A 22,090-nucleotide genomic window follows, 5' to 3' on the forward strand; every position below is an offset into this window, starting at 1 on the left:
TCACGACACGAGGGCGAGCCCGAGGTCGTCCGGCAGCAGCAGGCGCCGGCGGATCAGGGCGGCCTGCACCCCGGCGGTGATCGACTGCGTCGCCATGATCGCGAAGAGGACGAGCACCTGGGCGGTCGCGGCCTGGACCGCGCTGCCCCCGCCGAGCATGACGCCGATGAAGGCCCCCGGGAGCGTGACGATGCCGGACGTGCGCACCTGGTCGAGGCTCGGGACGATCCCCTCGGGCACCCGTCTCGCGATGATCTCGTCGATGGCCTGGCTCGAGGTGAGCCCGAGCGACAGTGACGCCTCGTACTGCCCGTGCTCCTCGCGCAGGGCCGCGAACGTGCGCCGCCCGACGAGCGTGTGCACGGTCATGGTGTTGCCGATGACGATGCCCGCGACGGGGATGACCGCGATCCCGGTCAGCGGCACCGACCCCGTGGCCAGCACGATGGCCACCACCGGCACGACGCCGCAGGCCATCGCGGCGGCGGCCCAGGGCCAGGTGCGGGGAGCGCCCACCCGCTTGGACGTCGTGGCGACGGCGGTGGCGAACATCGCGCCCACCGCGAGGAACGACCACCACAACGAGCCGACCACGGCGGTGATGACGAGCGCCACGAGCGACAGCTGCACGACCGCCCGGGCGCCGGCGACCGCTGACTGCCGCTCGAGGCCGATGCCGCTGACCCGGTTGGCGACCACGGTCACGGCGAGGAGGATGGCGAGGCAGAGATAGACGGGCCAGCCGGGGGAGACGCTCACGGGCCCACGCTAGGGCACGGGCGCCCCCGAGCCGCGACCTCCGATTTCTGGTATGCCGGGTGCTCTGGCAGACTTGCTCCTTGCGTCCGGCACACGACGGCCCCTGCCACAGGGGGAGTCGGGTCACCACCCAGCACCACCGAGCAGCACCGGTGACTCGACGCGGCCCGACGGACGCGTCCACATCTTTGTGACGAGGTGGCCTGTGGCACCCAGGAAAGCGAAGCATCATGCACACGTTTGACGAGATCAACGCCGCATCGCTGCGCTCGGACGTTCCCGAGTTCCGCGCCGGCGACACCCTCAAGGTCCACGTCAAGGTCATCGAGGGCACGCGCTCGCGTGTCCAGGTGTTCCAGGGCGTCGTCATCCGTCGCCACGGTGGCGGCATCGGCGAGACCTTCACCGTCCGCAAGATCTCCTTCGGTGTCGGCGTCGAGCGCACCTTCCCGGTGCACACCCCGGTCATCGACAAGATCGAGGTCGTCACCCGCGGTGACGTCCGTCGCGCGAAGCTCTACTACCTCCGTGGTCTGCGCGGCAAGGCCGCCAAGATCCGCGAGAAGCGCGACAGCATCCCCGCCAAGACCGGCGCGAAGAGCTGACGACCTGCTGACGCGGTCGTCCTTCTAGGCACGAGAGGCGCGGTGGACCCCGAGCGGGCCGTCCGGAAGACATCCGGGACGCCCCCCGAAACGGGGTCGACCGCGCCTTCCTCGCGTCCGGGGGGACCCGCGGCGCCGACGTCGCACGCCGGGCGGTCACGGGCGTATGCCGCCGCGCGCCGGCGCCGGTGGCTGCTCGGGCCCGCGCTGCTGGTGCTCGCGGTCGTGCTGCTCCGCGCCTTCCTCGTGACGCCGTTCGGCATCCCCAGCGCGTCGATGCAGGACACGCTGCTCGTCGGCGACCGCATCCTCGTCAGCCGCACGACCTCCCCGGCGGACCTGCACCGCGGCGACATCATCGTCTTCGACGCGTCCCGGGCCTTCCACGTCCCAGCCCCCGAGCGGGGGGTCCTCCAGACGCTCGTGGCCGCCGTCCAGAGCCTGGCCGGTCAGGGGCAGCCGACGGACTACGTCAAGCGGGTCATCGGCCTGCCCGGCGACCACGTGCGGTGCTGCGCGCCCGACGGACGCCTGGAGATCAACGGGGTCGCCGTCACCGAGCCGTACATCGCGGCGGGCCAGAAACCGAGCGAGCTGACCTTCGACGTGACCCTGCCCGCGGACCGCTTCTGGGTCATGGGAGACAACCGGGGCTCCTCCGCCGACTCACGCGCCCACCTCGGCGACCCGGGTGGCGGCATGGTGCCGGGTGACGACGTGGTCGGCAAGGTTTGGGTGCGATACTGGCCGCTCGATCGGCTCGGACCGGTCGACGCAGCACCAATTGCCCCCGTCCCACGAAATGGTGAGTGATGTCGCAGTACACCGGACGCCCCGAAGACCCGACCCGAGGGCGCACTGCTGACGACACCGACGACCTCGACGACGACTACGACGACGACTACGACGAGCCTCGCAGCTTCGGGGCGACGATCCTCGCCGGCCTCAAGGAGCTCGTCATCGTCGTCGTCCTCGCGATGGCGCTCTCCTTCGTGGTCAAGACGTGGCTCTTCCAGGCGTTCTACATCCCGTCCGGCTCGATGGAGAACACCCTCGTCAAGGACGACCGCGTCATCGTCAGCAAGCTGACGCCGGGCCCCTTCGACCTCAAGCGTGGCGACGTCGTCGTCTTCGAGGACCCGGGCGTGCCGAGCCCCTGGCTCGGCGGACTCAGCGAGACGCACAGCACCGTCGGTGGGCCGTTCCACGACGCGCTCGTCTTCGTCGGGCTGCTCCCTGAGGACTCGGAGAACCACCTCATCAAGCGCGTCATCGGCCTGCCCGGCGACCACGTCCAGGCCGACGGCGACACCGGCAAGATCAAGGTCAACGGCGTCGAGATCACCGAGCCCTACGTCAAGCCGGGCGACTTCCCCAGCGAGGGCAAGAAGTTCGACATCACCGTTCCCGCCGATCGCATCTGGGTCATGGGCGACCACCGCAGCGACTCGTCCGACAGCCGCTGGCACGACGACGGGACCGGGGCCACGGGCTCGGTGCCCATGGACAAGGTCGTCGGCCGCGCCCTCTTCGTCGTCTGGCCGATCGACCACGTGACGTGGCTCGGCGTGCCGGAGCGCACCTTCTCGCAGGTCCCGACGGCCACCACTCCGTCGACGAAGCCCGCGCCGAAGTCCACGGTCAACCCGAGCCAGGGCGCCACGCCGAGCGTGTCGGCGACGAAGGCCGCGGCCGGCTGATCGGCGCAACCCGCACCATGGCACGTCCTGCACCCTCCAAGAAACCGTCGCTCCGGGTCGAGCGCGCCCTGCAGCGCTCCGGACACCGTCTGCTCGCCGGCATGGACGAGGTCGGCCGGGGCGCGCTCGCCGGCCCGGTCAGTGTCGGCGTCGTCGTCATCGACGAGACCGTGCGGTCGGCGCCGATCGGGGTCAAGGACTCCAAGCTGCTCACCGAGCGGGCCCGCACGGTGCTCGTGCCGCGCATCGAACGGTGGGCCGTCGCCCACGCGGTCGGCCACGCGGGCGCCGACGAGATCGACGAGATCGGCATCATGGCGGCGCTGCGCCTGGCCGGCCTGCGCGCCCTCGGCGGACTCGGTCTCGTGCCCGACCTCGTCATCCTCGACGGCAACCACGACTGGCTCACGGCACCGACCGAGATGGGGCTCTTCGCGTTCGCCGACGACTCGGGCCCGACGACCCCGCCGGTCACCACCATGATCAAGGCCGACCTCAAGTGCTCGTCGGTCGCCGCCGCGAGCGTGCTGGCCAAGGTGGAGCGGGACCAGATGATGGTGGCCCTCTCGAGCGACCACCCGGCATACGGCTGGTCGCTCAACAAGGGCTACTCCGCACCCGAGCACATGGACGCCCTGGTGCGCCACGGGCCGTGCGAGCTGCACCGACGCTCGTGGCGCCTGCCCGGCGTGTACTCGACGGAGCCTGTCGAGGTGTTGAATGAGGGCACGGAGACGTTCGCTCCGGAGCCCGCCACGGCAGATCAGACAGGGACGGCGATCAGGTGAGTTCGGAAGATCTCGAGAAGTACGAGACCGAGATGGAGCTCCAGCTCTACAAGGAGTACCGCGACGTCGTCGGCCTCTTCACCCACGTCGTCGAGACGGAGCGCCGCTTCTACCTCGCGAACTCGGTCGACGTGAAGGTGCGCAGCGACGGCGGCGAGGTCTTCTTCGACGTGACGATGGCCGACGCGTGGGTCTGGGACATCTACCGCCCGGCGCGCTTCGTCAAGAACGTCCGCGTCGTGACGTTCAAGGACGTCAACGTCGAGGAGCTGCCCAAGCCCGACATCAAGCTCCCCGAGAGCGGCGACTTCTCCTGACGCGGTGACGCGCACGGCGACTCGCGCCACGAGGCTCGGGTCGGCTGACGTCCCTTTGTCCACACCCCCTCACCGACGACGTATGCCGTCCACAGCCCGGCGCTGACGGGTGTCCTCCCCGGACGGTCGCCGGGAGGGTGGTCGGCATGGACCTCTCCAGCCGCGCCCTCGGCGACTACGGCGAACGCCTCGCCTGCCGCTACCTGCTCGCGCAGGGACTGACGATCCTCGACCGCAACTGGCGGTGCGTGCGGGGCGAGATCGACGTCGTCGCGGTCGACGGCCGTGAGCTCGTCGTCTGCGAGGTCAAGACCCGCACGACGGAGGCCTACGGCGCACCCTTCGAGGCGGTGACGCGGAGCAAGCAGCGCCGGCTGCGGCGGCTGGCCGGGCTCTGGCGCGACGACCACGCCGACCTCGCGCGCGGTCTCGCCCTGCGCATCGACGTCATCTCCATCCTGCGCCCGCCCTCCGGTCGGGCACACCTCGAGCACCTACGGGCGGTGTGCTGATGGGACTCGGGCGCACGAGGTCGGTCGGGCTGCGCGGGGTGCACGGATTCGTCGTCGACGTCGAGGCGCACGTGACCCCAGGGTTGCCGGGCTTCGCGATCAGCGGCCTGGGCGACTCGGCCGTCAAGCAGTCCTCCGACCGGATCAAGGCCGCAGCCGCGCTCATCGAGAAGATGCCGGTGAGCCAGCGCCGCGTCACCGTCAACCTGTCCCCGGCGGGGGAGCGCAAGGTCGGCACCGGCTTCGACCTCGGCATCTTCATCGCCGTCGCCGCCGCCATGGATCTCGTGCCGGTCGGCGTCGTGCGCGACGTCGTCCACATCGGCGAGGTCGGTCTCGACGGCACCGTGCGTCCGGTGCCAGGGGTGCTGCCGCTCGTGCGAGCGGCGTCCCTCGTGGGGGTGCGACACGTCGTGGTCCCGGTCGCCAACGCGGGGGAGGCCCGCCTCGTGTCCGGCGTGCGGGTGCACCCGGTGGCCGACGTCACGGAGCTCGTCCGGCGCTACGCCGCCCTCGGGAAGGGACGTGGCGTGGCGGAGGTGCCGGTGCCCCGGGTCGCCCCACCGCCACCGGAGCCGGTGCGCGACCTGAGCGAGGTCGTCGGCCAGGCGGACGCCAAGCTCGCGCTCGAGATCTCGGCTGCCGGAGGTCACCACCTGCTGCTCGCGGGTCCGCCGGGTGCCGGCAAGACGATGCTGGCCGAGCGGCTGCCCGGACTGCTGCCGGCGCTCGGTGAGGCCGAGTCGATGGAGGTCACGGCGATCCACTCGGTGCTCGGAGCGCTCGGGCCGGGGCAGGATGCGCGGCTCATCACCCGGCCTCCCTTCGTCGCTCCGCACCACGGCGCGTCGCAGGCCGCGGTCATCGGCGGCGGCAGCGGGCGCATCCGCCCCGGTGCGATCACCCAGGCCCATCACGGGGTCCTCTTCCTCGACGAGACGCCGGAGTTCGACAAGGGCGTTCTCCAGGCGCTGCGCACGCCGCTCGAGAGCGGGTCGGTCTCGATCGCCCGGGCTCAGGAGACGGTCACCTTCCCGGCTCGCTTCCAGCTCGTCATGGCGGCCAACCCGTGCCCGTGCGGCCACGGGTGGGGCAAGGGCCTCGACTGCACGTGCACCCCGCTCATGCGTCGCGCCTACTTCGGCAAGCTGAGCGGCCCGTTGCTCGACCGCGTCGACCTGCAGGTCCACGTGCAGCCTCCCGGGCTCTCGCTGGCGGGCGCGGCGCCGGGGGAGCCCACAGCCTCGGTGGCCGCGCGGGTGGCCGCCGCCCGCACCGCGCAGGGGGAGCGGTGGCGCGAGGCGCTGGAGCGGCGGGGAGGGGTGAACGCGGACGTGCCGGGTTCGGTGCTGCGGGCTCGCCCGTGGCGGCTGCCGAGCAGCGCCACGACCACGCTCGACCGTGCGCTCGAGAGCGGGGCCCTCAGCCTGCGCGGCTACGACCGCACGTTGCGGTGCGCGTGGACCATCGCCGACGTCCTGGGGCTCCAACGTCCCGGACGAGAGCAGGTCGACCTGGCCATGTCGCTGCGACACCGGGCCGGGGTGGCCGCATGAGCACCCGACGACGGAGCCGGCCCGTGGCCGACGGTCGTCCCACGAACGTCCTGCAGGGGGTGGACGGTGGACGCTGACCGGTTCGCGCGGGCAGCGCTGTCGCGACTCGCGGAGCCGTGCGACAAGGAGGTGCCCGGTCTGGTCGAGCAGCTGGGCGCCGTCGAGACCGTCGCGCGCATCCGCGCCGGGCGCGGCACCATGGCACGCTTCGCCGCGAGGCTCGCGGTGCTCGACACCGACCGTGACCTCGACATCGCGGCGAAGGTCGGGGCCAGGGTCGTCGTCCCCGGCGACGACGAGTGGCCCGAGCGGCTCGGACAGGTCGCCGTCCCGCCCTACTGCCTCTGGGTGCGCGGTCCGCTCGACCTCGCCGAGACCGTCGAGCGATCCGTGGCGGTCGTCGGCTCACGCTCCGCCACGGCGTACGGCGAGCAGGTGGCCGCCGACATCGCCGCCGGACTGTGCCAGCGGGGGTGGGCCGTCGTGTCGGGGGCGGCCTTCGGCATCGACGGCAGTGCCCACCGAGGCGCCCTGGCCGTCGACGGTGCCACGGTCGCGGTGCTGGCGGGCGGGGTGGAGCGGCCCTACCCCCCGGGGCACGCCACCCTCATCTCACGGATCGCCCGTGACGGGCTCGTGGTGTCGGAGGTGGCTCCCGGTTCGGCCCCGATGAAGTCGAGGTTCCTGGCGCGCAACCGCCTCATCGCCGGGATGACCCGCGGCACGGTCGTCGTCGAGGCCGACCTGCGATCCGGCTCACGCAACACCGTCAAACACGCGATCGAGGCCGGACGACCGGTCGGGGCCGTTCCCGGCCCGGTCACGTCGATGACCTCGTCCGGCTGCCACCAGGAGATCCGTGACGCGCGGGCGGTCCTCGTCACGAGTGCCGAAGAGGTCGTCGACCTCGTGGGCGACCTCGGCGACGACGCGTGCGAGCCGGGCCGAGGCCCCGTGCTCCCCGAGGACGACCTACCGCCGCTCGACGCGTCGGTCCTCGAGGTCGTGCCGTTCCGCTCCGGGCTCACCCTGGACGTGATCGTCCGTCAGGTGGCGCAGGCGCCGCTCCTGGTCCGGGCGGCGCTGGGACGCCTCGAGCGGCTCGGCCTCGTCACCGAGTCCGCCGGGACGTGGCGCAAACGGCCCCGACGCCATCAGCTCCCACTCGGCTGAAGGACATCCGGGGGAGGGGGCTTGCCAAGCGTGGGGCGCTTTGCGATGGTGCGGGAGTGACGGATGTGGCGCAGGCCGGACGACCGACCGATCGGGCGGTGCCCGAGCGGTATGCCGAGCTGCTCCATGCGTACTCCCGCCACCTCGGCGCCGAGCGTGGCAGATCGGACCACACCCGCCGCGCCTACCTCGGGGACGTCCGCCACCTGCTGACCTTCGCGGTGGACCGCGGCATCGGCGAGATCGCCGACCTGCGCATCGGTGACCTCCGGGCGTGGCTGGGCGTCCAGGCCGACGCCGGTGCGGCCCGGGCGACGATCGCTCGCCGGGCGGCCTCGGCCCGGACCTTCCTGCGCTGGGCCGAGCACACCGGGCGCATCCCGACCGATCCGTCCCTCCGCCTGGTGGCACCGAAGCGACTCGCCAGCCTCCCGGGGGTGCTGCGCCAGGGGGAGGCGACCGAGATGCTCGACCTCGCCGCCACCCGCGCCGACGACGAGGACCCGATCCATGTCCGCGACCGCGCGATGCTCGAGCTGCTCTATGCCAGTGGCATCCGCGTCGGCGAGCTCGCGGCGCTGGACATCGACGACGTGGACCTGGCGCAGGGCGTGGTGCGCGTGATGGGCAAGGGGGCCAAGGAGCGGATCGTGCCCTTCGGTGCCCCGGCGGCGGGCGCCATCGAGGCCTGGCTCGCTGTCCGGCCGCGACTCGTCGGCGAGCACTCCGGCCCGGCGCTCTTCCTCGGACGGCGTGGTCGCCGCGTGGACGCGCGGCAGGTGCGGTCCGTCGTGCACGAGCTGCTCTCGCACCTGCCCGACGCTCCTGACCTCGGTCCGCACGGCCTGCGGCACAGTGCGGCCACCCACCTGCTCGAGGGAGGTGCGGACCTTCGCATGGTCCAGGAGATCCTCGGCCACGCCAGTCTCGCGACGACCCAGATCTACACGCACGTGTCCGTCGACCGCCTGCGCCGCAGCTACGAGCAGGCGCATCCCCGAGCCTGAGCGCCGACCCGCCGCGGTCTCACGGGAGCGGGAGGAGGATGACCCGCGCTCGACCCACGAAGGTCAGCGGGTCGAGGTAGGTCTCGCCCCGCAGCACGCCCCAGTGCAGGCAGGTTCGGGGAGCGCAGTGGCCGGGTGTCGACGTCACCTGTCCGATGGCGTCTCCTCGTGTGACGAACGTGCCGACGGACCGGGCTGCGGCGACGGGTTCGAAAGTGCTTCTCAGACCCCCGTCGTGCAGGACGACGACCACGGCTCGCCCCGCGATGACCCCCGTCCACGAGACCCGTCCGTCGGTCGGTGCCAGGACAAGCTGCCCGACCGACGCGGCCAGATCCACTCCGCGGTGGCCGGACGTCCACGCCCGGGCGGCTGGGTCGAACCGGCGCGCGACCTCGGGCTCCGGGTCGAGGGGCCATGACCACCCGCCAGCCGGTGGCGCGGGGGCGACCCGACGGTCACTGGCAGGGCCAGGACCCGCGGACGTGGACGCGACGGCGCTCGCACTCGTCAGGGTGACGGTGGCAAGGACGGCGCCCAGCAGTGCTGACCCGATCGACATGCCGCCATGCTGGTCGAGCCTGATGGTGCTGCGCGTCAGGGCGGGTCACCTGTGGACGGGCGCGCGTCTGCCTGCGGGGGTGTGGACGACGACCGTCACGTGGTGGTGGTGTTGCGGCGTGGCCCCGAGTGGGGCCGGGCGGCCACTCGGGTGGCGGTGGGGTTCACCCGGCGGAGACGTGGGGCGGCCTGCCTGCAGCGGCGAGGCGGTGGCTGGCTTCGAGCAGGATCTCGTCCCTCTTGCAGAAGGCGAACCGGACCAACGTGGGTGCCGCAGCCTCGTCGTCGTGGAAGACCGAGACCGGTACCCCCACCACGCCGGCGATGTCCGGCAGCCGCCGCGCGAACTCGAGCCCGTCGACGGCCCCGAGGGGTGCGGCGTCGGCGATGACGAAGTAGGTGCCCGACGGGCGGGCCACCTGCAGGCCCGACGCCTCGAGGGCCGTGCACAGCAGATCGCGCTTGGCCTGCAGCGAGGCGCGGATCCCGGCATACACCTCGTCGCCGAGCCCGAGAGCCAGCGCGACGGCCGGCTGGAAGGGCCCCGACGCGACGTAGGTGAGGAACTGCTTGACGGTGCGCGCGGCTGTGACCGCCTCGGCCGGACCCGAGAGCCAACCGACCTTCCAGCCCGTGGCCGAGAACGTCTTGCCCGCCGAGCTGATCGTGATGGTGCGGTCGAACATCCCCGGCAGCGTCGCCATCGGCACGTGCCGGGCGTCGTCGAAGACGAGGTGCTCGTAGACCTCGTCGGTGACGACCCACGCGTCGTGCTCCCGCGCCAGGTCGGCGACGAGCTCCAGCTCGGCCCGCGTGAAGACCTTCCCCGTCGGGTTGTGCGGCGTGTTGAGCAGGACGAGGCGCGTGCGCGGCGAGAAGGCCGCCCGCAGCGAGGCCTCGTCGACCGCGAAGTCGGGGAACCTCAGGACCGACGTGCGGCGGGTCGCGCCGGCGAGGGCGATCGTGGCGGCATACGAGTCGTAGTAGGGCTCGAAGGTCACCACCTCGTCGCCGGGCTCGCACAGCGCGAGGACCACCGCCGCGATCGCCTCGGTGGCCCCCGCGGTGACGAGGACCTGTGACCCGGGGTCGAGGGTGAGGCCGTAAAACCGCTGCTGGTGCGCGGCCACCGCCTCGAGCAGCTCGGGCACGCCGGGGCCGGGTGGGTACTGGTTGCGACCCGAGTCGATGGCGGCCTTCGCCGCCTCGAGCATCTCGCGGGGCCCGTCGGTGTCGGGGAATCCCTGGCCGAGGTTGATGGCGCCGGTCCGGGTCGCGAGCGCCGACATCTCGGCGAAGATCGTGGTTCCGAACGGCTGCATGCGCGAGATCAACGGCGAGCTCATGGCCCGAGCGTAGCCACGGCCGCGACATCCGCAGCGTGGCCCGCCTCGTCGCTCAGGACGAGGGGGCGCCACCCAGCCCGCAGCCGGTGACCCGGTAGAGCGTGTAGTCGCCGTCGGTCCGAACCGGCTCGACGCCGTCGACCTTCGCGAGGTTCTTCAGCCCCGAGGAGCGCTCGGGCACGTCGAGCCAGTAGACGTGGGGCGAGTCGATCGCCCACCGGACGTCGTGCCGAGCCATCGCAGCGCACACGTCAGGCCGGTGTGCCATGTCGTCGAACCCCGTCCCGATGATGATCCCGTCGCCCGCGGCGGGGATCGGGATGGTGCGGTAGAGCGTGTTCGTGCCGAAGAGCGCCCACATGAGCGGGGAGCCGTTCTCCGGTCGACCGACCACTCCCTGACCGGCCGGCACGAGGGCGGCGAGCCGGCGCAGCGAGTCCTGCGCCTCGAAGGAGAGGATCACCTTGTCGGGGTCGGCCGGTCGGAAGAAGCCGGCGAGCACGGTGTTGCGGGTGCCGCCGTTGACTCCGAGCGTGAGCAGCGGGATGACGAGCACCGCCAGGAGGGCGGTCACGACGTGCCGAGCGCCCAGCAGCGGCACCTTGCGCAGCAGCGCGCGCACCGCGGGCGCGGACGCCGCGACGAGGACGACGCCGGGCACGGCCGCGAGGGAGGCCAGGCGCACCTTGTCGTTGTACCAGTAGCCCGTGACGAGCGAGGTCCACGAGCTCGTCGAGGAGGCCGCGAGGGCGTAGAGCGCGACGCAGGCCACCCACATCGCGACCACGGGCAGGGCGGCGCGTGCGCGCAGCACGATCCAGCCGATGCCGAGGGCGATGAGCACGACGAGGCCCCACAGCACCTGCGAGATCTGGAGCTGGCCCCCGACGACCTCGACGAGCGCCGTCCAGACGGAGACCCGGTCCTTCCACTCGTAGGACTGGGTCGAGGCCAGCAGGCTCGACACGGACGGGGCGGCGACGAGGGCGGCGGCGCCGACGACGACGACGATCGCCAGGTCCCTCGCGACGGTCCACCAGGACACGTGTCGCAGCAGGCCCGCCCGCACGCGGGCCGTGACGAACCAGACGAGGGCGAAGAGGACGAGCGCGACGAGGGCGTTGGGCTGGATGAGGGCCAGGCCGAGCATCGCCACCGCGAAGCCGAGCCACTGGGCGATGCGCCCGGAGCGGGCGGCCTGGAGCATGAGGGCGAGCGCTCCCGGGGTCAGGGCCGTCGCCATGAGGTTGGGCCACAGCACGCCCCAGCCGAGCAGGAGCGTCGGGAAGGAGATGAAGGCCGCGGAGGCGAACCCCCCGGCATACGTGACGAGGCGCGAGGTGCCGAGCGCGTGGCGCACGAGCGCCACGCAGCCGATCGGCCACACGACGGCGGCGAGCACGACGGTCGCGACATTGGTCCCCGGTAGCACGTCGGCCCAGCCGGGCAGCAGGCTCGTGGCGACCCAGGAGTGGAAGCCGGTGGGATAGAGCGTCGGGTTGCCGATGGAGAAGTCGCCGCTGGCGAGGAACGTCTTGATGCGGCTGAGGTGGAAGACGACGTCGGGCGAGTCGACGAGCTCGTCCGGGCGGCCGATCGCGGGCAGGATCGTCGCCAGCGCCAGCACGATCCCGATGGCGACCGCGATGACCGCGTCGGGACGTGGTCGACCGAGCAGACGACGTGCCGGGCGCAGCTCGGCGTCGTGGTGGCCGAACACTCGCATCCCGAGCCACGCGGCGGCGACCGTCCCCGCCGTCACGACGACGAGCGGGAGCAGTCCCCAGCGCACGCCGAGCCGTGCGGCGAGCGTCGCGTAGCCGGCCACGAGCCCCGTCGACACGGCAGGGGAGACGGCGAGCGCCTCGAGGCCGCGCGTGCCGAAGGCGCGCACGACGAGCCAGCCCGGCAGGAAGAGCACGAGCAGGAGGACCCCGAAGGTCGGGACCGTCTCCACCCACTGCGCCATGCGGGTCATTGTGTCGGGTCACGACGATTTCTCCACCACCCGGGTCAGGACGTACGATGGCCTGCGGTCCCGTGTGCTCGTCACACGGACCGCAAATTCGCGCGTCTTCTGCCGGTCCGTCGGACCGGGTCACACCACGGCAGTCCCCACCGCACGCGGCGGGGCGGGGTGGGTCAGGCGCCAGGAGTGAGGTCGTATGCCGCCCGTCGGCTCACGTGCTCCACGTGAGCTCCCGAGCGTCCACGCCCCACGTACAACTGACAACACGACACAAGGGAGAACACGGCATGGCCGTCGTCACCATGCGCCAGCTCCTCGAGAGCGGCGTCCACTTCGGGCACCAGACCCGTCGCTGGAACCCCAAGATGAAGCGCTTCATCATGACCGAGCGCAATGGCATCTACATCATCGACCTGCAGCAGTCGCTGACGTACATCAACAACGCGTACGAGTTCGTCAAGGAGACCGTCGCCCACGGCGGCAGCATCCTCTTCGTCGGCACGAAGAAGCAGGCCCAGGAGCCCATCGCCGAGCAGGCGACGCGCGTCGGCATGCCCTACGTCAACCACCGCTGGCTCGGTGGCATGCTCACCAACTTCCAGACGATCTCCAAGCGCCTGACGCGCCTCAAGGAGCTCGAGGAGCTGAACTTCGACGACGTGGCCGGTTCGGGCTACACGAAGAAGGAGCTGCTCATCCTCAAGCGCGAGATGATCAAGCTCGAGCGCACCCTGGGCGGCATCCGCACGATGGCCAAGGTCCCCTCGGCCGTGTGGATCGTCGACACGAAGAAGGAGCACCTCGCCGTCGACGAGGCCCGCAAGCTCGGCCTGCCGGTCATCGCGATCCTCGACACGAACTGCGACCCCGACGAGGTCGACTACAAGATCCCCGGTAACGACGACGCGATCCGTTCCGTCACGCTGCTGACGCGGGTCATCGCCGACGCCGTCGCCGAGGGTCTCGTCCAGCGCTCGTCCGGCAAGTCCGGTGGCGACGCGCAGGCCGAGGAGCCGCTGGCCGAGTGGGAGCGCGAGCTCTACGCCGACGCCGCGGCCGCCACGACGCAGGCGCCGGCCGGTGCCGCCGAGATCGACGCCGCCGAGGCCGCTGCCGAGGCGCCGGTCGAGACCCCCGTCGAGACGCCGGCCCCCGAGGTTGCCGCCGAGATCGCGGTCGATGCCCCCGCTGAGGCCCCGGCCGCTGACGCGACGGCCGGTGCCGAGAAGGCCTGACGGTCTCTCGCACCAGCCCGACCCAGCTGACACACGAGTCAATCTCCACTGACGAAAAGAGCGATACAGAGCATGGCGAACTACACCGCCGCTGACATCAAGGCGCTGCGCGAGCAGACGGGCGCCGGCATGATGGACGTCAAGAAGGCGCTCGACGAGGCCGACGGCGACCGCGCCAAGGCCGTCGAGATCCTTCGCGTCAAGGGCCTCAAGGGCGTCACGAAGCGTGAGGGCCGCTCGGCCTCCAACGGTCTCGTGGCGGCCTCGGCCACCGACGGCGTCGGCACCCTCGTCGAGGTCAACTGCGAGACCGACTTCGTCGCCAAGGGCGAGAAGTTCATCGCCCTCGCCGACCAGGTCCTCACGCAGGCCGTCGCCGCCGGCGCGACCGACGCGGACTCGCTCCTCGCGAGCACGCTCGAGGACGGCAAGTCCGTCAAGGAGCTGCTCGACGAGGCCAACGCCACCATCGGCGAGAAGATCGAGGTCCGTCGCGTGGCGCGCCTCGAGGGCGACAAGGTCGTGTCCTACCTCCACAAGACGAGCCCCGACCTGCCTGCGCAGATCGGTGTCCTCGTCGCGCTCGAGGGTGGCGACGAGGCCGTGGGCCGCGACGTCGCGATGCACATCGCGGCGTTCAGCCCGACCGTGCTGACGCGTGACGAGGTCCCGGCCGAGACGGTCGAGAACGAGCGTCGCGTCGCCGAGGCCACGGCCAAGGAGGAGGGCAAGCCGGAGGCCGCCCTTCCCCGCATCATCGAGGGTCGCGTCAACGGCTTCTTCAAGGAGAACGTCCTGCTCGAGCAGGCCTTCGCCAAGGATGCCAAGAAGACCGTCGGCAAGGTGCTCGAGGAGGGCGGCGCCACGGCGACGTCCTTCGCGCGCTTCCGCGTCGGCCAGTGAGGTCCTGACCTCCCTCGTGTCACCGCACCACGCGTAGCGCAGAACCCGCGCATCACGACGACGTATGCCGGTCGCCCCCTCGGGGCGGCCGGCATCGTTGCGTCCCGGGCCCCCGCCGGCCCGTCGCGGGACGCGTCCCCCAGGAGGAGCACCATGAGCGCCCACACCGACATCCATGGCGGCACCCACACCGGCGCCGCTGCCGCGGCCGCGGACGACGGCCCGCTGACCGTCTCGATCACCCGGCGGGTGGCGGTGGAGGACGAGGTGCTCATGCAGGCATGGGTGCATGCCGGCACGTCGATGGCGGAGCGGTTCGAGGGCTTCCTCGGTGCCGGCTGGGTGCGCTCGGGCAGCGAGGACTGGCACATGCTCTACCGCTTCGACTCGCGTGAGCACCTCGACGCCTGGGAGCGCTCGCCCGAGCGGATCCGCTGGCTGCGCTCGGCAGCCGACCTGGTCGAGCACCGTCGCACGGAGTACCGCACCGGCATCGAGGGCTGGTTCGACGAGCCGACGTCTTCGTCGGTGTACGAGCAGGGCCCGCCCGTGCAGCCGGCGCCACCCCGCTGGAAGCAGGCCAGCGTGATCTGGATCGCCTTCTTCCCGACGAGCCTCACCCTGACCTACCTGCTGTCGCCGTTCAGCGCGGGCTGGCCGGTGGTGGTCCGCGTCCTCGTGACGACCCTGCTCGCGACGCCGTGGATGACGTACGTCCTGCTGCCTTTCGTGACGAGGCTCTTCGGTCGGTGGCTCAAGGCCGCCTGACGCCCAGATGGGCCGGATGCCCCTGTGAGGCAAGCCTTTGTCTCACAGGTCACAGCTGAGGTGTCTCGTCGCTCACAGCGCCGCAGATACCCATGGGGGTACCGTCGAAGCATGACCACCACCATGAGGTCCCTCGTGGTGCTGGGAGCGGGCACGGCCGGCACCATGGTCGCGAACAAGCTGAGGCACCGCCTCCCCACCAGCGAGTGGCGCATCACCGTCGTCGACAAGGACGACATCCACGACTACCAGCCCGGCTACCTCTTCCTGCCCTTCGGACTCATCGAGCCCGAACAGGTCAGACGCAGCCGCCATGCCCTCATCACCGACGGCGTCGAGCTCGTCCTCGGTGACGTCGACCTTGTCGACCCCCGGGCCCGAGAGGTCTCTCTCGTCGACGGGCGGGCCTTGGGCTACGACGAGCTCGTCATCGCGTCCGGTACGACGCCCCGGCCCGACCAGACGCCTGGCATGCTCGGACCGGAATGGCACCGCAGCGTCGGCGAGTTCTACACCTACGAGGGCGCGATGGCGCTCCGCGAGTCGCTCGACGCCTTCTCCGGTGGCCGTCTCGTCGTCCACGTCACGGAGATGCCGATCAAGTGCCCCGTGGCGCCACTGGAGTTCACGTTCCTCGTCGACGACCACCTGCGCCGCCGGGGGCTGCGTGACCGCACCGAGATCGTCTTCGTCACGCCGCTGGACGGCGCCTTCACCAAGCCCGTGGCCAGCCGCGAGCTCGGCCACCTGCTCGCCGACAAGGGCATCACGGTCGAGACCGACTTCATGGTCGAACACGTCGACCAGGAGCGGCGCGTCCTCGTCTCCTACGACGAGCGCGAGGTCGCCTACGACCAGCTCGTCACGATCCCGCTCAACATGGGCGCCGACTTCGTCGCCCGTTCGGGTCTCGGCGACGAGCTGAACTACGTCCCGGTGGACAAGCACACGATGCTCTCGACCGAGCACCCGTCCATCTTCGTCCTCGGTGACGCGAGCAACATCCCGACCTCGAAGGCCGGTTCCGTGGCGCACTTCTCGGTCGAGGTGTTCGTGGACAACTTCCTCGAGTACGCCCGTGGCGAGCAGATGACCCACTCCTTCGACGGGCACGCCAACTGCTTCGTCGAGTCCGGTGGTGGCAAGGCGATGCTGCTCGACTTCAACTACGACACCGAGCCCCTGACCGGCACGTTCCCGCTGCCGCACCTCGGCCCGATGACCCTGCTCAAGGAGTCGCGCGCGAACCACCTCGGCAAGCTCGCGTTCCGCCACATCTACTGGAACCTCCTGCTCCCCGGACGACCTCTCGGCCTGCCCGCGCAGATGTCGATGGCGGGGAAGGTCCCCGCCGCCTGAGCTCAGACAAGGAGCGCCACCATGCCCACCACGACGATCGCCGGCCATGCCGTCGAGGTCAACGACGAGGGCTTCCTCACGCGTCCGGACCAGTGGTCCGACGACCTCGCGGCCGAGCTGGCCCGGCTCATCGGGATCGAGCTGACCGACGGCCACTGGAAGCTCGTCCACTTCCTGCGCGACGACTTCGCGCACCAGGGGGAGACCGCCACCCTTCGCCGCGTCAGCACGCAGACCGGCACCCCCATCAAGGCCCTCTTCGACCTCTTCCCGGGCAAGCCCGCCAAGAAGATGGCCTACGTCGCGGGCCTGCCCAAGCCGAAGGGATGTGTGTGATGACCACCGAGACCGCACCGACCGCCACCACGGCCCCGTTCGTGCCGACCTTCGACGCGCCCGATTCGCAGGGCCGCAAGCTCGCGATCATCTGCAGCAAGGGCAACCTCGACATGGCCTACCCGGGCCTCATCCTCGCCAACGCGGCGCTCGGTGAAGGGGTCGAGACGCACCTGTTCTTCACCTTCTGGGGCTTCGACATGATCAACAAGAAGACCTCGGGCGAGCTGAAGTTCACGATGCTCGGCAACACCGCCACACACATGCCCCAGGGCTTGGGCGGCATCCCCGGGATGACGCACCTCGCGACCTCGCAGATGAAGAAGGCCATCGCCGACCTCGACGTCCCCGAGGTGCCGGAGTTCCTCGACCAGATCGTCGCCTCGGGTGGCCACCTGTGGGCGTGCCGGATGTCTGCGGACATGCAGCACCTGACGGAGACGGACCTCCGCGACGACGTCGAGGGCATCATCTCGGCCTCGGACTTCATCGAGCTGACCGAGGGGGCGCAGCTGCTCTTCATCTGAGCCGCTGTCCGGCCCGCTCCACCTTCACACGATCTCCACACGTCGCACCCGCGCCGCCCGCGTGGCCGCTCCTAGGCTCGGGGCATGAACCAGGGGTATGCCGCATCGCCACCCGACGTCGCCGCGCCGACGCTGCTTGTCGTCGAGGATGACCCGACGATCAACCAGGCTGTCACGGATCGCCTTGTGGCAGAAGGCTTCCGAGTCGTCCAGGCGTTCGACGGGCCGGGTGCGGTCGCCGCCCATGGTGAGCATGCGCCCGACCTCGTGGTCCTCGACCTCATGCTGCCCGGCTTCGACGGGCTCGAGGTCTGCCGTCGCATCCAGGGCGACCGCCCGGTGCCCGTGCTCATGCTCACCGCGCGGGCCGACGAGACCGACCTGCTGGTCGGTCTGGGGGTCGGCGCCGACGACTACGTGACCAAGCCGTTCCGGATGCGTGAGGTCGTCGCCCGGGGCCGGGCGCTGCTGCGCCGCGTGGACCGGGCGCGCCAGCTCGCCGCGGAACAGCCGCCGGTGGTCGCCGTCGGAGACCTCACCGTCGACCGGGGATCGCGCCGGGTCACGACCCGGGGGAGCGAGGTCCACCTGACACCGCTCGAGTTCGACCTGCTGCTGGCCCTCGCCGCCGAGCCGGGCGCGGTGCGTGGCCGCGACGAGCTGATGCGCGAGGTGTGGGGGTGGGCCGACGCCGGCGGCACCCGCACGCTCGACAGCCACGTGAAGTCCCTGCGCGCCAAGGTCGGGGCCGCCCGCGTGCGCACCGTGCACGGCGTCGGCTACGCGCTCGAAGCCGGCCCGACCGCCGCCGACGCCACCGACGCACCGTGAACGCCGACCGGCCCCTCGACGGCATCCGCTCGATCAAGGCCAAGCTCGGCCTGCTCGTCGCGGCCAGCATCGTGGTCGCCTCGCTCGTGTCGGTCATCGGCGACCGCGCCGACGTGCTGGGCTGGTTCAGCCTGCCCGTGACGATCGCCGCGGCGCTCGGGGTCACCCAGTGGCTGGCCCGCGGGATGACCTCCCCGCTGCGCGAGATGACGGCTGCGGCGTCGCGGATGGCGACGGGCGACTACTCCCGCAGGGTCACGGCGACGTCGGCCGACGAGGTGGGGGTGCTCGGCCAGGCCTTCAACACGATGGCGGCCGATCTCGCCGGCGCCGACCAGCAGCGGCGGCAGCTCGTGGCGACCGTCTCCCACGAGCTGCGGACCCCGCTCGCCGCACAGCAGGCGCTGCTCGAGAACCTCGTCGACGGGGTGGTGCGTCCTGACGACGCCGTGCTGCGGACCGCTCTGGCGCAGGCCGAACGGCTCGGGACCCTCGTCGGTGACCTGCTCGACCTCAGCCGCGTCGACGGCGGCCGCGCGCCCCTCGACCTCGCCGCGGTCGACGTCCGGGCCCTCGTCGAGCGCGCCGTGGCGGAGGCCGGCGTGTCCCGGCGCGGCACCGTCCACGTCGTCGACGTCCCGGCCGACCTGCACGTCACCGCGGACGCGGCCCGTCTCGAGCAGGTCCTCGCCAACCTGCTCGACAACGCCGACCGGCACAGCCCGTCCGGGGGGCGCGTGACCGTGAGCGCCGGCCCGGACGGTCCGGACCACTGGTGGCTCATGGTCGCCGACGAGGGCAGCGGCATCCCGGCCGAGCACGTCCAGCACGTCTTCGACCGCTTCGGCTCCGGCGACGACGCGGGCGGTGGCACGGGCATCGGGCTGGCCATCGCCAGCTGGGTCTGCGAGCTGCACGGCGGGTCCATCGCCGCCGTGACCCCGCCCGTGGGGGAGCAGGGCGCCCGGATCCGGGCCGTCCTCCCACGGACCCCCGCGCCCGCGCCCCCGTATGCCGTCGAGCGACCCACAGACACCCCCGCCGACACCCCCACCGACACACCCACCGACACCCCGGTGGGCGTCCGCACCGAGGAGACCACCGTGCCCGCACCCGTCCCTGCCGCAGCAGGACCCAGTCCCGTCCCCGCGCAGGGGAGCCCGGGCGCGTCGGCCGGCCCCACGGCATACACCCCCGTCCCGCTCGGTGCGCCCAGGCCGGTCATCGACTCGCTCTTCGGTGACCTCTGGCCGGAGCGAGGACTCGCGCCCCAGGTGAGGCTGCTGCTCACGTGCCTGGGCGTCGGCCTCCTCTCGGCGGTCGTGCTGCCCTACCGCTCGTTCGGTGTCGCGCTCTTCGGCGTGCTCGTCGTCGGCGGCGTCGTCCTCTGGCGCACCACGAGCCGCCGAGGGCGGTGGACGGTCCTCAGCAGCGTCCTGTGCGTCGCGCTCGCCTCGCTCTGCGTGCTGCGGGCGGCCGAGTGGTTGACGGTCATGGCCGTCATGCTCGGAGTCGCGGTGCTGACGACGGCGCTCACCGACGCCAAGGGTCTGCTCGCGCTCCTGGCCGGACTGGCGTCCTGGCCTCTCGCGGCCGTGCGCGGGCTGCCCCTGCTCGGGCGGACCGTCGCCGTGACGAGCCGGATCAGCGTCGTCTGGCCGGTCGTGCGCACCGCGGCGGTCTCGCTCGTCGCCCTGGTCGTCTTCGGGGGACTCTTCGCCTCGGGCGACGCGGTCTTCGGGTCGTGGACGCAGGCGCTCGTGCCCCACCTCGCGTGGGACAGCCTGACCCTCCGCGTCTTCGTCGGGTTCGTCATGGGGGGCGCCCTGCTCGCCGCGGGCTACGTCGCCCTCAACCCGCCGCGCGTCGAGCGTGTGGCGGTGCCGCAGGGGCGTCCGGTCGCGCGACTGTGGGAGTGGGCCGTCCCGGTCGGTCTCGTCGTGGCACTCTTCCTCGCCTTCGTCGTGGCCCAGGCGGCTGCCCTCTTCGGCGGCCACGAGTACGTCCAGCGGACGACCGGCCTGACGTATGCCGACTACGTGCACCAGGGCTTCGGCCAGCTGACCGCCGCCACGGTCCTCACCCTGGCCACCGTCGCGCTGGCCGTGCGCAAGGCGCCGCGGTCGACGGCACGTGAGCGGCTCGTCCTGCGCGTCACGCTCGGCACGCTCTGCGGTCTGACCCTCGTCGTCGTCGCGTCGGCGCTGCACCGGATGGACCTCTACCAGCAGGCCTACGGCTTCACCCTGCTGCGGGTCCTCGTCGACGCCGTCGAGCTCTGGCTCGGGCTGCTCGTCGTCCTCGTCCTCGTGGCCGGAGTGCGGCTCTCCGGGTGGTGGCTGCCGCGCGCAGCGCTGGTCTCGGCCGCCGCCCTCGTGCTCGTCGGAGGTCTTGCGAACCCCGAGGCGTGGGTGGCGCAGCGCAACATCGACCGCTACGTCGCGACGGGCAGGCTCGATGCCTCCTACCTCGTGACACTCGGCGACGACGCCCTGCCGACGATCATGACGGGGCTGCCCGCAGAGGTCTCGGCGTGCATCGCCGGTGCGCGTCCGGACGACGCGCCGAGCGACGTCCTCGAGTGGAACCTCGGTCGCAGCCGGGCGGCGGCCGTGCGACCTCCGACCGCGGTGTTCGGCGCGTCCTCGCCGTCGTGCCTGTCGAGGTATGACTCCTGAGGTGCGGCAGGATGGCCGGGTGCGTCACGACATCGCCGAGCTGTTCGAGCTCGACCCGGCCCTGACCCACCTCAACCACGGTGCGTTCGGGGCGGTGCCGCGCTCGGTCCGCGAGGCCCAGGACCGGGCCCGCACCCGCATCGAAGGAGCCCCGATGCGGGCCTTCCGGGACGAGTTGCCGGCGGCCCTCGCCGCCGCGCGCGGGTCGGCGGCCGCCTTCCTCGAGGTGCCGGCGGACTCGACCGCCCTGGTGCGCAACGTCACCGAGGCCGTCGGGGTGGTGCTGCAGGGCCTGGGCCTCGGTCCCGGGGACGAGGTCGTCGTCAGCAACCACGGCTACCTCACGGCCGGCTGGTCCGTCGAGGCCCGCGGTGGCACGCTGCGTAGCGCGGACTTCGACGTCGAGAGCGACCCGGACACCGTGGCCGCGGCCTTCGCCGACGCGGTGACCGATCGCACGCGCCTGGTCGTGATCGACCACATCACGTCGCCGACCGCTCTCGTCCTGCCCGTCGCGCAGGTCGCCGCGGCCGTGGCGCCGGTGCCGGTCCTCGTCGACGCGGCGCACGTTCCCGGCAGCCTGCCCGGGGTCGACGTCGAGGCGCTCGGTGTCGCGTTCTGGGCCGGCAACCTGCACAAGTGGGCCTACACGCCGCGAGCTGCGGCCGCGCTGTGGGTCGCGCCCGAGCACCGTGAGGCGATGCGGCCCCTCGTCACCTCCTGGAGCCACGGACTGCCCTTTCCCGAGCGCTTCGACCTGCAGGGCACCGTCGACCACTCCGCGTGGGTCGCGGTGCCGGACGGTCTGGCCGCCTGGCACGCCTTCGGCGGGTGGGAGCAGGTCCAGCGCAGCGCGGACCTCCTCCTCCGCGGGGCGAAGCTCGTCCGGGACGCGCTCGGGACCCCGAGCCCGCACGGCGGCATACCGTCGGCTCCCTGCCTGCGGCTCGTCGGGCTGCCCGACGGCGTCGCGACGACGACGGAGGACGCCGAGGCGCTGTGGCAGCGGCTGTACGCCGCCGGCTTCGTCGTGCCGCCGGTCGCCTTCGGCGGGCGGGGATACCTCCGTCTTGCCGCGGCCCCCTACAACGACGAGGACGACTACGCGCGCCTCGCGGCCGCGCTGTCCGGGGTCCTCACCCCCTGAGCCACCTCGATGC

At 71.9% G+C, this 22,090-nt stretch carries 22 protein-coding genes; 18 read left to right on the plus strand and 4 right to left on the minus strand.

Annotated elements, in window-relative coordinates; genetic code table 11:
• Nucleotides 1–759 carry an ABC transporter permease gene (locus tag AC1DIW_RS03915; protein ID WP_478106532.1) on the minus strand — a complete coding sequence of 253 codons (759 nt, stop codon included), beginning with the start codon at nucleotides 757–759 and terminating at the stop codon, nucleotides 1–3.
• A 230-nt stretch (nucleotides 760–989) separates the two neighbouring features.
• Between AC1DIW_RS03915 and rplS the strand changes: the two genes are divergently transcribed.
• From rplS to AC1DIW_RS03960, 9 genes are all read left to right on the plus strand, one after another.
• The gene (gene rplS / locus AC1DIW_RS03920; RefSeq protein ID WP_026863786.1) at nucleotides 990–1,364 is read left to right on the plus strand and encodes a 50S ribosomal protein L19; all 375 of its coding nucleotides are present in this window, start codon (nucleotides 990–992) and stop codon (nucleotides 1,362–1,364) included.
• 42 nt (nucleotides 1,365–1,406) lie between these two features.
• Nucleotides 1,407–2,177 carry a signal peptidase I gene (gene lepB / locus AC1DIW_RS03925; protein WP_478106533.1) on the plus strand — a complete coding sequence of 257 codons (771 nt, stop codon included), beginning with the start codon at nucleotides 1,407–1,409 and terminating at the stop codon, nucleotides 2,175–2,177.
• Complete coding sequence (gene lepB / locus AC1DIW_RS03930) at nucleotides 2,177–3,064, plus strand: signal peptidase I (RefSeq protein WP_478106534.1); 888 nt, start codon at nucleotides 2,177–2,179, stop codon at nucleotides 3,062–3,064. The genes lepB (AC1DIW_RS03925) and lepB (AC1DIW_RS03930) overlap by 1 nt, the downstream gene beginning before the upstream one ends.
• Nucleotides 3,065–3,081: 17 nt before the next feature.
• Entirely contained in the window at nucleotides 3,082–3,852 is a 771-nt protein-coding gene (locus AC1DIW_RS03935; protein ID WP_478106535.1) for a ribonuclease HII, read from the plus strand.
• Entirely contained in the window at nucleotides 3,849–4,169 is a 321-nt protein-coding gene (locus AC1DIW_RS03940; RefSeq protein WP_030146655.1) for a DUF2469 domain-containing protein, read from the plus strand. The genes AC1DIW_RS03935 and AC1DIW_RS03940 overlap by 4 nt, the downstream gene beginning before the upstream one ends.
• Nucleotides 4,170–4,315: 146 nt before the next feature.
• Complete coding sequence (locus AC1DIW_RS03945) at nucleotides 4,316–4,681, plus strand: YraN family protein (protein ID WP_442278930.1); 366 nt, start codon at nucleotides 4,316–4,318, stop codon at nucleotides 4,679–4,681.
• A complete protein-coding gene (locus AC1DIW_RS03950; RefSeq protein WP_478106536.1) occupies nucleotides 4,681–6,237 on the plus strand; it encodes a YifB family Mg chelatase-like AAA ATPase in 1,557 nt (518 codons plus the stop codon). The genes AC1DIW_RS03945 and AC1DIW_RS03950 overlap by 1 nt, the downstream gene beginning before the upstream one ends.
• Before the next feature lie 66 nt (nucleotides 6,238–6,303).
• Nucleotides 6,304–7,410 (plus strand): DNA-processing protein DprA, encoded by a 1,107-nt coding sequence (gene dprA, locus AC1DIW_RS03955; protein WP_478106537.1) that lies wholly within the window; start codon nucleotides 6,304–6,306, stop codon nucleotides 7,408–7,410.
• 56 nt (nucleotides 7,411–7,466) lie between these two features.
• The gene (locus tag AC1DIW_RS03960) at nucleotides 7,467–8,417 is read left to right on the plus strand and encodes a tyrosine recombinase XerC (RefSeq protein ID WP_478106538.1); all 951 of its coding nucleotides are present in this window, start codon (nucleotides 7,467–7,469) and stop codon (nucleotides 8,415–8,417) included.
• 19 nt (nucleotides 8,418–8,436) lie between these two features.
• Here AC1DIW_RS03960 and AC1DIW_RS03965 read toward each other — a convergent pair whose 3' ends face one another.
• The 3 genes from AC1DIW_RS03965 to AC1DIW_RS03975 all read right to left on the minus strand — a co-directional run bounded on the left by AC1DIW_RS03965 (nucleotide 8,437) and on the right by AC1DIW_RS03975 (nucleotide 12,293).
• Entirely contained in the window at nucleotides 8,437–8,979 is a 543-nt protein-coding gene (locus tag AC1DIW_RS03965; protein ID WP_478106539.1) for a murein hydrolase activator EnvC family protein, read from the minus strand.
• A gap of 163 nt (nucleotides 8,980–9,142) precedes the next feature.
• Nucleotides 9,143–10,324 (minus strand): pyridoxal phosphate-dependent aminotransferase, encoded by a 1,182-nt coding sequence (locus tag AC1DIW_RS03970; protein WP_478106540.1) that lies wholly within the window; start codon nucleotides 10,322–10,324, stop codon nucleotides 9,143–9,145.
• Nucleotides 10,325–10,376: 52 nt separating this feature from the next.
• Nucleotides 10,377–12,293, minus strand: coding sequence for a DUF6541 family protein (locus AC1DIW_RS03975; RefSeq protein ID WP_478106541.1), 1,917 nt, complete (start codon nucleotides 12,291–12,293; stop codon nucleotides 10,377–10,379).
• A gap of 287 nt (nucleotides 12,294–12,580) precedes the next feature.
• Between AC1DIW_RS03975 and rpsB the strand changes: the two genes are divergently transcribed.
• The 9 genes from rpsB (at nucleotide 12,581) to AC1DIW_RS04020 (ending at nucleotide 22,077) form a co-directional block, all read left to right on the plus strand.
• Complete coding sequence (gene rpsB / locus AC1DIW_RS03980) at nucleotides 12,581–13,528, plus strand: 30S ribosomal protein S2 (RefSeq protein WP_442278937.1); 948 nt, start codon at nucleotides 12,581–12,583, stop codon at nucleotides 13,526–13,528.
• Nucleotides 13,529–13,600: 72 nt separating this feature from the next.
• The gene (tsf, locus tag AC1DIW_RS03985; protein WP_442278938.1) at nucleotides 13,601–14,431 is read left to right on the plus strand and encodes a translation elongation factor Ts; all 831 of its coding nucleotides are present in this window, start codon (nucleotides 13,601–13,603) and stop codon (nucleotides 14,429–14,431) included.
• Nucleotides 14,432–14,584: 153 nt separating this feature from the next.
• Nucleotides 14,585–15,199, plus strand: a complete 615-nt coding sequence (locus tag AC1DIW_RS03990) for an antibiotic biosynthesis monooxygenase (protein ID WP_478106542.1) — start codon at nucleotides 14,585–14,587, stop codon at nucleotides 15,197–15,199.
• A 111-nt stretch (nucleotides 15,200–15,310) separates the two neighbouring features.
• Complete coding sequence (sqr, locus tag AC1DIW_RS03995; RefSeq protein WP_478106543.1) at nucleotides 15,311–16,558, plus strand: type III sulfide quinone reductase, selenoprotein subtype; 1,248 nt, start codon at nucleotides 15,311–15,313, stop codon at nucleotides 16,556–16,558.
• Between the two features lie 21 nt (nucleotides 16,559–16,579).
• The gene (locus AC1DIW_RS04000; protein ID WP_478106544.1) at nucleotides 16,580–16,894 is read left to right on the plus strand and encodes a TusE/DsrC/DsvC family sulfur relay protein; all 315 of its coding nucleotides are present in this window, start codon (nucleotides 16,580–16,582) and stop codon (nucleotides 16,892–16,894) included.
• On the plus strand, nucleotides 16,894–17,421 hold the full coding sequence (locus AC1DIW_RS04005; protein ID WP_442278942.1) for a DsrE/DsrF/DrsH-like family protein: 528 nt from the start codon (nucleotides 16,894–16,896) through the stop codon (nucleotides 17,419–17,421). Before AC1DIW_RS04000 ends, AC1DIW_RS04005 begins: the two co-directional genes overlap by 1 nt.
• An 84-nt stretch (nucleotides 17,422–17,505) precedes the next feature.
• Entirely contained in the window at nucleotides 17,506–18,252 is a 747-nt protein-coding gene (locus AC1DIW_RS04010; protein ID WP_478106545.1) for a response regulator, read from the plus strand.
• Nucleotides 18,249–20,930, plus strand: coding sequence for a DUF4153 domain-containing protein (locus tag AC1DIW_RS04015; protein WP_478106546.1), 2,682 nt, complete (start codon nucleotides 18,249–18,251; stop codon nucleotides 20,928–20,930). The genes AC1DIW_RS04010 and AC1DIW_RS04015 overlap by 4 nt, the downstream gene beginning before the upstream one ends.
• 19 nt (nucleotides 20,931–20,949) lie before the next feature.
• On the plus strand, nucleotides 20,950–22,077 hold the full coding sequence (locus tag AC1DIW_RS04020) for an aminotransferase class V-fold PLP-dependent enzyme (protein ID WP_478106547.1): 1,128 nt from the start codon (nucleotides 20,950–20,952) through the stop codon (nucleotides 22,075–22,077).
• Nucleotides 22,078–22,090 lie beyond the last annotated feature (13 nt).

The sequence above is a fragment of the Terrabacter sp. 01T434 genome, assembly GCF_056398545.1.